The sequence below is a fragment of the Pedobacter sp. Leaf216 genome, assembly GCF_001421515.1.
In the GTDB taxonomy this organism is placed as follows: domain Bacteria; phylum Bacteroidota; class Bacteroidia; order Sphingobacteriales; family Sphingobacteriaceae; genus Pedobacter.
This window is the reverse complement of record NZ_LMKM01000027.1, coordinates 1-8,219: the sequence shown is the minus strand read 5'-3', so window position 1 is coordinate 8,219 and position 8,219 is coordinate 1. Positions and strand designations below refer to the sequence as shown.

Genomic DNA, 8,219 nt, shown 5'->3' with positions numbered 1-8,219 from the left:
ATCAAGCATTGAACTTCAAATCTCCTGTAGATTTATTACAGGAAATTTGAGGACAAAATTATACTTTTGAATGGTCTGAAAAACAGGGGAGCTTACAACGTTACCCTCAAAGGTACCGATCCAGGTACGGTCCTTGCTGTCCACAAATACCCCCAGAATCCTGTCAGATGGCAACTTTGAGTTCTTCTTGTTCATTACGCTCCATTTGCTACCGGCCAACCTGGCCACGCCTTCCCAGGAGGTAAAAAGCATATTCCCCTTGGGATCAACAACGATCTTTCTTGCCCAGTTAATGGGTGAGTTCAGGGAATCGAATCTGGTCCAGGTGCGGTTATCATAGCGGTAAAGATCATAGCCGATCACAAACCACTTATTGTCCTTTTGATCAACCGCCATATCCCTAACCGACTCTGTCTGTGCCCTATTGTACTGCGTTGCCGAAATAATGGTATTCCCAGAATTAAAATGCTGCCATTTACTGCCCGATATTTTCACGATCCCGTTATCCGTTCCGATCCAGACATCACCTTTTAAGTCGGTAGCCACAGCCCTGCTCATATCCCAGGGCAGTTCTGAGTTGCTTTGGGTAAATACTTTCCAGCTCTCGCTCAGCTCGTCCCGCTCGCTTCCCTTCCGATCAGGAGTGCCAGCAGCTTTCATATTGGACTGGTTGGTAAAGTTAAATGTCCGGCGTTTTGCCCGGAATTTCCCACCCTCGAATTCCATGATGAGCGATACCGAGCTATTCTGCTTTTTCGTACCGTCTATTGCTGGCGTCCAGTTTTCAGTCGCATTGACCGATTGTTTGAGTTTGAGTTCAGCTGAACCCAGATTGGTCTTATTATCGACGCTCAATAGACAGGGCTTGCCTTCCTGATCGACCAGGATCTGCATTTCTATGGTGCCTTTAAGGGTTGCAAGGTTTTTTTCGCCGATTCCGCGCAGGATATTCTGGAATACAGTCTTAGGTGGCTGGGCCTGCGGATTTCCGCAATCCAGGCAGAACTCGGACAGTTTGCAGTCTTCAAACTTTTCAGGGTAAAGGTTCTGCGCATTCAGCTGCGTTGAAAAAAGGCTTAGGGCAATAATGTAGATTGTCTTTTTCACGATAATTTTATCTTTTGTTTTATTCTAAGGTTAAGCATCCAACCAATACTGATTAAACCCCCGCAATTTCCTCTTCCACAGCGGACTTTGGACAAAGCCTGATGCAGTCCCTGGAATATTGAAGGAGTTTTTCAAGCTTTCCGCCCGGTCCCTTGGCCGTTAGCTGCTGATGTAATCCGGTTCTGGTCATTTTTTTTTAAGAGTTGACTACGGCAATAATAGCAGTATTGATCGCTGTATAAAGTGCTGAGGATACGGTTTCGTAGCAATGCTGAACCTGTTTGTCTTCAAATCCCATATCGTTCCAGGATCCCATTCCCCCAAACACCCATGCACGTGAGGCAGCAAAAAGCAACTGTTGCTCTGCCATCCCGTAGGCATTTTCAGGCAATAGATCGCTGTGATAATAATCCTGGTCAGGATGTGCGGACGCCAGGGCCGCATTCGCCCTTTGGAAAACCTGGGCAAAATTTTCCATATCTAGTTCCCTGGCAAATGTTTCTATTTCATTTAGTGCTTTTGAAAGCACATCCCTTTGCGCCCCAACGTTGAACTGAAGGTTTCTGGAATCTATCTCATACCCGATGCACCTATATTCAACTGACCATACACGGTTATCCTCAGCCTCTTCCCTGCTCACTGTCCATCCACCGTACCAAAAATCAGAATACGCGGGATACATCGCCTCGATCACCCAGATCCCCCCTCCGCCGATCATGCCAGCCAGTTTATGGTCAGCTGTACCAGAACTTCCATCCGAAGGTTCATAGTATAAACGCAATGCCTGGCATCCGTCCAGACCAAGATACCGGAACCATTCAAGTGGGTTTTCGGCAACCGTTGTGCGCTTGCCTTCAGAAAAGAAGTATTTTTTCTTTTCGGCCGTAAAAAAGACCTTTTCGCAGAACCGGAAAGTGCTATGGTGCTGAACGAACTCTCTGTGAGTGCCAAAGTGTGAGATACATTGATTTCCATATGCAACCAAAGCGATAAGCTGGGCCAGGGTTCCTGTCATGTTTATTTGAGCGTATTAGATGATGAAAAATAGATAACGAAAGATATATCATTTCATTTAATTACTCAAAATTAATTCTTAAGGATATCAAGAGATTTTTTAAGACCTATCATTGTCCGGCAGCATATCTGACGTTACGATAGGTATAACCCAGCTAACTTTATATCTAGCGATATTATTACTTTGATACATGGATGATCTGATAACCTTCTAGCAGGCAATCCAAGTATTTCGCAAACAAATGAGCTACGAAACCAGATGATTACATATAAAACTTCATGTATACACAAGCGATCAGCATAACTTGATAAGCAGCTAAGCAAATAACGAGCTACCTCGCTCAAGAAGGATATAATGTTCTAACGATTATGTCCCTCCGGCAACTTCAGATCACATCAATCTTTCTGACTTTCTCGAACACCAATATATTGCTGGCTTGTTTAGGATGAAACGATGGACGATAGTCAATCAGCCCGACCTCCACCAGTCCGTTAAGGCATTTATGATACGTCGCATAAGAGCGAATGGCAGAAAAAGCCATCAGCTCCCGTCGGCTGATCCGGAAAGGATTTTGAAATAAAGCTTTTCCAAAACAAATTAATATTGCCGAATAAAGGTTCTGGTGCGACTGGTGAAAATCGGTTCTTCCACGAGCTACCCTTAGATAATTGGTTAGCAGTCCTATTGTATCCATCATCCCCTTCCAATTTTATCCAGCAACTTCATAATATCCGAATGTGCATAATACACGATGCTGCCAATCTTTTGATAGGGCAAAGACCCATTGATGCGCAGATTCTGTAAAGTCCCCGGTGAGATCTTCAGGAGTTTTCTTACCTCCGCACTTCGCAACCAATCGCCACCAGTTCTCAACTCACCAGTTTTGACGATTCCTTTGATTTCCTCAATAAGTTCCTTCCTGAACCTTTGAAGATCTTCCCATGTTAAAATTTCAATTTGCATTTTTACCTCCGTATTTAAATTATACGAAGCAAAAGTGTTACTGAAGGTATCTAAAACCATGACCACTGAACCGGCCTGGTCATGTTCAACTGTTAAACAACTGATCCAAAATCTCCATCTGCCCTGACAATCCTAAAAAGGCGGCGATCAGTTGGAACCATGGTCCCCTTAACCGGCACATCCCCCTTCTTCTCCACAAAATAATTTCTAATTGTTTCAATGGAAATATCTTTTCCGGCGTGGGAAAAATACTTGCTGATCATTTTAGCATAAGGAATCTTATGGTCACTTTTCAACAGCTTTCTCCCTGAATTCAGTCCCAGTTCCCTCAACTGCAAGATCAGATCGATTAAAGTCGGAAGATATCCCTCGTCAATCCACACCTTCTGGGTGACTTCAAATACATTCAACTCTGACAGCTTTACTTTGAGCGCTTCAATCTCTGATTGCTGCCTTTGTATAACCGCGTCTTTTTCAGCAATTAGCAAATGAGACGGTCGGGCATTCCATTCATCAACACTATCAAGATATCTCTGAAAAGCCTGAAGCTTTTGAATATTATTTTTATGCAAGGCATGTTTTCTTGAAAATGGATCTTGCAACTCAAAATGCCTGATCCGACTATCTACAATCTGCCATACATGCCTGTAAAAATCTTGATTTGTTGCGATATTATTTTCCAGTGCATATTTTAAATGATAATTATAGAAAGCATCGAAATTTTCCTCATCCATCGCATAGACTTTTAGCAGGAAGTGATTATCATCATGTCTTTGCCAAAAACCAATAATATTTCCAATATCATAAGGATGAGCTGAAAACGAAAAGAATTTTCGAGGCTTGAAGTAACTGACTGTCATAAACTTGGAACTATTTTTATAAAAATACCAGTTTTTTTTTTAAAAAAAAGTTCACAGAATTAAGTTGTCAACACCTCATCAGTTTCTTAAGCACTGCATATTATACTAATATATTTGCCCCCCCTTTGTCAATCTCTAACATTGGGACAATCAAAAATTTAAATTAAATATATTGCTGGTGAGATGGGGTCAATTTACTCCGGTTTATGCACAGTCCCTCAAAAATCCGGAAACTTTGATGAGATTGACTATCAGTTACCACAAAGTGGTTATACCGTTAAAATCAAGATAACAAAAATTAGCACAAAATTGTCGAAAAACGCTTTTTCAACCAAAGCGGATCAATATGCAATTGCCAAAAAAGTAGACGGCTACTTCCTCACGATCAGATTTATGGTTACCAATCCCTATGATCATGAAATGATGATACCGGTTCATGATTATTTCTATATCAAATTAAATGGTGGAATATTGGTATTCCACCAAGGAGATTACTTAGCTTATTGGGTGTCTTAAGCTTTAAGTCAAGGAAAATTAAATTAGCAAAATGTCTTTCGTTCAATATTCTTCAGGTAGCTACAAATTTCTAAGCAACGAGGGATTTCAGGAATTGGAGAATAGCATGTTTTAAAATAAAATGCCCAGTCTTAAGCATTCTATTGAAATGTTGACTCGAAATCTCTCCAATAATTATAATATTTAGGCTGTAGATTTCTAACCAAGAAACCGTTCGATTTCAAATTTCTAAGTTTGCGAAACTAATATCAACTCCAGTTTAGGAGTTCTATTATATTCCCGTCCGGGTCTGAGATGTAAATAAACCTAAATACACCGATATTATCAAAATGATGTTCGCTTAGCTCTCCAATTTTCGATGCTCCATTCTTTAATGCTATTGCTAAAACCCCTGCAATATCCTCTACCTTAAATGCGATATGTCCAAATCCTTTTTGATTGGCTAAGTGTCTGTCAGCATTAATCATTTCTGAATACTGATAGATTTCTAATGTAGGTCCATTATCCCCATAGCCAGGTAGCCGTAATTGTATCCCTTGTAAATTTGCGTTAAAGACGCCGGTGCCTTTTTCAAGCCACTCCCCTTGATAGTTTCGTATAGGTGGAACCGCTATGCAATTAAACACGATTTCATAGAAACGTGCAAGTTCCTTCCAATCTTTTGTTATAATGTTGGTATGCGCATACTTTATGTTCATGATGTAAATTTTGACTTGATTGTACGTAACGGTATTAAAGGTAAGATTTTTTGCAGTTTGTCATTTCCTGGCGTGATAAAATTTTTTGTTCCTTAGTCCATTTAAAAGTATTGTTTTGCCTTTAAATTTCCCAGATTTTAATTTCAGGATTTGAATTCTGTATACTCAAGATCTCGGAAAAGCGCCTGTTTTTAATAATATTTAAAGCCCAGTGATCGCTGCAGGTCTTGAACTCAAAGCATGAAAGAGACTTTTGCCAAAAAAGACAACTATAAAAGAAATACATTTTTGGTGCTGTTTCCCCTTGTGCTGTAAGCTTCACAAAAAGTGGTTGCTCTAGGCACCATTCCCTGCCAATATAAAACTTTCTTAGTAAAAAAAACGTTCTGCAACCGAAATCTCCGCTATTGCGGTTGCAGAACTTTAGCATTGGCAATTACTGCCCGACTTTCATCATAAAAACTCTAATTTTTTCTATAATTTCATCTCCATCCTCTTCTAATGCGAAATGCCCAGTATCATAAATATTATAATCGATTTCCTTTACATCTTTTTTGAAAGCGACTGCTCCGCTTTCAGGGAAAAATTCGTCATTTTTTCCCCAAACTATTAATAAAGGTGGCTGATTATCTCTTAAATATTGTTGCCATTTTGGATATAGTTTTAAGTTGTTTTGGTAGTCGTAAAATAAATCCATATTGACTTTATGTGCATTTGGTCTTGAAAGTCTTAAATAATCTAAATGCCAAGTGTCTGGATTTATTGTTTCAATATTTCTTGTTCCATGTGTGTATTGCCATTTCAAACCTTCCAGTGAAAAGGCAGGCAGTATTGCTTTTTCGGTTTCAGCGTTCCGAACTTTCCAAAGTGCTCTAATTCCAGTCCAAGCCTCGCCCAAACCTTCTAAATAAGCATTTCCGTTTTGATTTATTATTGCCGTAACCCTTTCTGGGTGAGCTGTAGCTATTCTGAAACCAATAGGTGCTCCATAATCTTGTATCATTAATGCATAAGAGTCAATTTTTTTCTTTTCTAGAAAGGCGTCAATTGTTTTTGCAATATTATCAAAAGTGTATTCGTATTCACTTGCCAATGGAAAATCGCTGTTTCCAAATGAGGGATAATCTGGGGCGATTAGGTGAAACTCGTCCGATAACTGTGATAAAACTTTTCGGTATTGATGTGAAGATGAAGGAAAACCGTGTAAGAGTACTATTGTAGGATTTTTTGGGTTTCCTGCTTCTCTATAAGCAATATTAATTCCTTCAACATTGATGGTTTTAAATAATGTAGGGTATTTCAGTGTCATACTTTTTGATTTAACTTTAGTATTATTAATTGTTTGGCTTTTACATCCAGATAGAGTGAATAGGATGATAAATTGTAATAGGATTATTTTTTTCATATTCAGACTATTTATAACTTTCTTTCTTTTTCCTTAATTTTTAAGTCATTGATGCTTGCATACCTTTTGTTCATTAATCCATTTTCATCAAATTCCCAATTTTCGTTTCCGTAAGCTCTAAACCACTGACCATTTTTATCTCGATATTCATACTCAAATCTTACAGCAATACGATTGTCGTTAAATGTCCAAAGCTGTTTTTTAAGTTTGTAATCCAATTCATTTTTCCATTTGTCAGCAAGAAAATCCTGTACTTCTTTCCTTCCGTTAATGAATTGATTTCTATTACGCCATTCTGTATCAAGCGTATATGCTTTTGAAATTCGAATAGGGTCTTTGCTGTTCCAGGCATCTTCTGCCTTTTGAATTTTTTGTATCGCTGTTTCTTCGTTAAAAGGTGGCAGCGGATGTAATTGCATCATAATTTACCGAACGTTTGTTAATTTATTAGTTCAAATTTTTTTACGCTATTGAGTATCTCTTTTCAATATTTTTTAAAGTATTTTTAAAAATACTTGTATCAGCTAAGCCTTTTGTTACAACGAGGCTTCCCTGCAAATCTATAAACGTTTGAATAGCGTTTTGCTGAGATTCTGTGGAAGTGAATTTTAATGACATCCCCAAAACATTGAAAGCGGAAATCCACTTTTCCATCCCAGATTTTATCTGCTCCTCAAATAACGTTAATCCGCCGTGCATAGAAAAAGCTCTTAAAACACACGTATTTTTTCCGCTGTCATAAAGAATTTCAATATTTTTCAAGGCATCTTTTAATCTCAGTTCTGTTGATTTAGTTTCGTCCAATAGAGCAAAGAAAATATTTTCATCAACCCACTGGTCTATATCGCTTAGTACACATTCTGCCATCTCTTGCTTTCCATTTGGAAATCGATGATATAGACTTGCTTTCTTTAATCCGGTTACTTCCGCTAAATCATTTAAACTCGCTCCTTCATAGCCTTTATCCCTAAAAACTTTGGTAAGGCCGGATATCATATCTGTATCTAAAATTTTCTGTGGTCTCATAAAGCAAATATAACTAAAAACTATATATTACCTAACGTTCGTTAAAATACTTTTCTAATTTGCTATTTACATATGGTTTCTCTTATTTTTCGTCAAGTGTTATACGTCCGCTATCTCTTAGCACATATCCTACCTAATTTGGAAGGATAATGATTTATACAATAGAAAATGGTTTAAAGCTCACCTGTTAAAAATTGTGCTCTACCCAGACCAAATGACCAATCTTTTTTTGTGTTTTCTATAAGTGAAATAATGAGGTCTGTTGGTGTTCAGAAAACAATGGCTAAAGAATAACAGCCAGATTTGTTTTCAATACTGTTTATGAATGAATTAAATGCCTTAGCAGGTTTTTCTGACAAGGCCACCAAGTTGAACAAACGTTAAAATTTTATCTCTTTTCGAAATGATGTTTGGAAAATCTAGAAAAAATCCAGTTAAGTAGAAAACAATAAGTGAATAGGTCGAACCAGCTTAAAAGAAAAATTATTACATAAAATACTGAAATACTGCAACTTAAAACAATATATAATCGAGTAAGAAGCAGGGAATTAGTTTCCCTGCTGTCTCCTCACACCACCGTACGTACCGTTCGGTATACGGCGGTTTGTTAGAATAACTTCGTTTGGTGT

At 38.2% G+C, this 8,219-nt stretch carries 10 protein-coding genes; 1 reads left to right on the top strand and 9 read right to left on the bottom strand.

Translation table 11 applies throughout. From position 1 onward, the window contains the following. Positions 1-15 precede the first annotated feature (15 nt). The 5 genes from ASE74_RS18175 to ASE74_RS18155 form a co-directional block, all read right to left on the bottom strand. Positions 16-1,107 (bottom strand): hypothetical protein, encoded by a 1,092-nt coding sequence (locus tag ASE74_RS18175; protein ID WP_055912150.1) that lies wholly within the window; start codon positions 1,105-1,107, stop codon positions 16-18. Positions 1,108-1,303: 196 nt separating this feature from the next. Beyond that, the gene (locus ASE74_RS18170) at positions 1,304-2,122 is read right to left on the bottom strand and encodes a hypothetical protein (protein WP_055912148.1); all 819 of its coding nucleotides are present in this window, start codon (positions 2,120-2,122) and stop codon (positions 1,304-1,306) included. Between the two features lie 385 nt (positions 2,123-2,507). Further along, entirely contained in the window at positions 2,508-2,819 is a 312-nt protein-coding gene (locus tag ASE74_RS18165) for a hypothetical protein (RefSeq protein WP_055912146.1), read from the bottom strand. Beyond that, positions 2,816-3,085, bottom strand: coding sequence for a helix-turn-helix domain-containing protein (locus ASE74_RS18160; RefSeq protein WP_055912152.1), 270 nt, complete (start codon positions 3,083-3,085; stop codon positions 2,816-2,818). Before ASE74_RS18160 ends, ASE74_RS18165 begins: the two co-directional genes overlap by 4 nt. A 92-nt stretch (positions 3,086-3,177) precedes the next feature. Next, complete coding sequence (locus ASE74_RS18155) at positions 3,178-3,945, bottom strand: hypothetical protein (RefSeq protein WP_055912144.1); 768 nt, start codon at positions 3,943-3,945, stop codon at positions 3,178-3,180. A gap of 183 nt (positions 3,946-4,128) precedes the next feature. Between ASE74_RS18155 and ASE74_RS18150 the strand changes: the two genes are divergently transcribed. Further along, the gene (locus tag ASE74_RS18150) at positions 4,129-4,461 is read left to right on the top strand and encodes a hypothetical protein (RefSeq protein ID WP_055912142.1); all 333 of its coding nucleotides are present in this window, start codon (positions 4,129-4,131) and stop codon (positions 4,459-4,461) included. Positions 4,462-4,709: 248 nt separating this feature from the next. Here ASE74_RS18150 and ASE74_RS18145 read toward each other — a convergent pair whose 3' ends face one another. The 4 genes from ASE74_RS18145 to ASE74_RS18130 all read right to left on the bottom strand — a co-directional run bounded on the left by ASE74_RS18145 (position 4,710) and on the right by ASE74_RS18130 (position 7,590). Further along, on the bottom strand, positions 4,710-5,159 hold the full coding sequence (locus tag ASE74_RS18145; RefSeq protein WP_055912139.1) for a VOC family protein: 450 nt from the start codon (positions 5,157-5,159) through the stop codon (positions 4,710-4,712). Positions 5,160-5,595: 436 nt separating this feature from the next. Then, complete coding sequence (locus ASE74_RS18140; protein WP_082458847.1) at positions 5,596-6,564, bottom strand: alpha/beta fold hydrolase; 969 nt, start codon at positions 6,562-6,564, stop codon at positions 5,596-5,598. Between the two features lie 11 nt (positions 6,565-6,575). Beyond that, the gene (locus tag ASE74_RS18135) at positions 6,576-6,986 is read right to left on the bottom strand and encodes a nuclear transport factor 2 family protein (protein ID WP_055912132.1); all 411 of its coding nucleotides are present in this window, start codon (positions 6,984-6,986) and stop codon (positions 6,576-6,578) included. Between the two features lie 40 nt (positions 6,987-7,026). Continuing rightward, entirely contained in the window at positions 7,027-7,590 is a 564-nt protein-coding gene (locus tag ASE74_RS18130) for a TetR/AcrR family transcriptional regulator (protein WP_055912130.1), read from the bottom strand. Between the last annotated feature and the right edge of the window lie 629 nt (positions 7,591-8,219).

Bases quoted from the DNA above. Each gene is read 5' to 3' on its own strand.
- ASE74_RS18170 (WP_055912148.1), bottom strand. From the start codon at position 2,122: ATGACAGGAACCCTGGCCCAGCTTATCGCTTTGGTTGCATATGGAAAT.
- ASE74_RS18165 (WP_055912146.1), bottom strand. From the start codon at position 2,819: ATGATGGATACAATAGGACTGCTAACCAATTATCTAAGGGTAGCTCGT.
- ASE74_RS18160 (WP_055912152.1), bottom strand. From the start codon at position 3,085: ATGCAAATTGAAATTTTAACATGGGAAGATCTTCAAAGGTTCAGGAAG.
- ASE74_RS18155 (WP_055912144.1), bottom strand. From the start codon at position 3,945: ATGACAGTCAGTTACTTCAAGCCTCGAAAATTCTTTTCGTTTTCAGCT.
- ASE74_RS18150 (WP_055912142.1), top strand. From the start codon at position 4,129: ATGGGGTCAATTTACTCCGGTTTATGCACAGTCCCTCAAAAATCCGGA.
- ASE74_RS18145 (WP_055912139.1), bottom strand. From the start codon at position 5,159: ATGAACATAAAGTATGCGCATACCAACATTATAACAAAAGATTGGAAG.
- ASE74_RS18140 (WP_082458847.1), bottom strand. From the start codon at position 6,564: ATGAAAAAAATAATCCTATTACAATTTATCATCCTATTCACTCTATCT.
- ASE74_RS18135 (WP_055912132.1), bottom strand. From the start codon at position 6,986: ATGATGCAATTACATCCGCTGCCACCTTTTAACGAAGAAACAGCGATA.
- ASE74_RS18130 (WP_055912130.1), bottom strand. From the start codon at position 7,590: ATGAGACCACAGAAAATTTTAGATACAGATATGATATCCGGCCTTACC.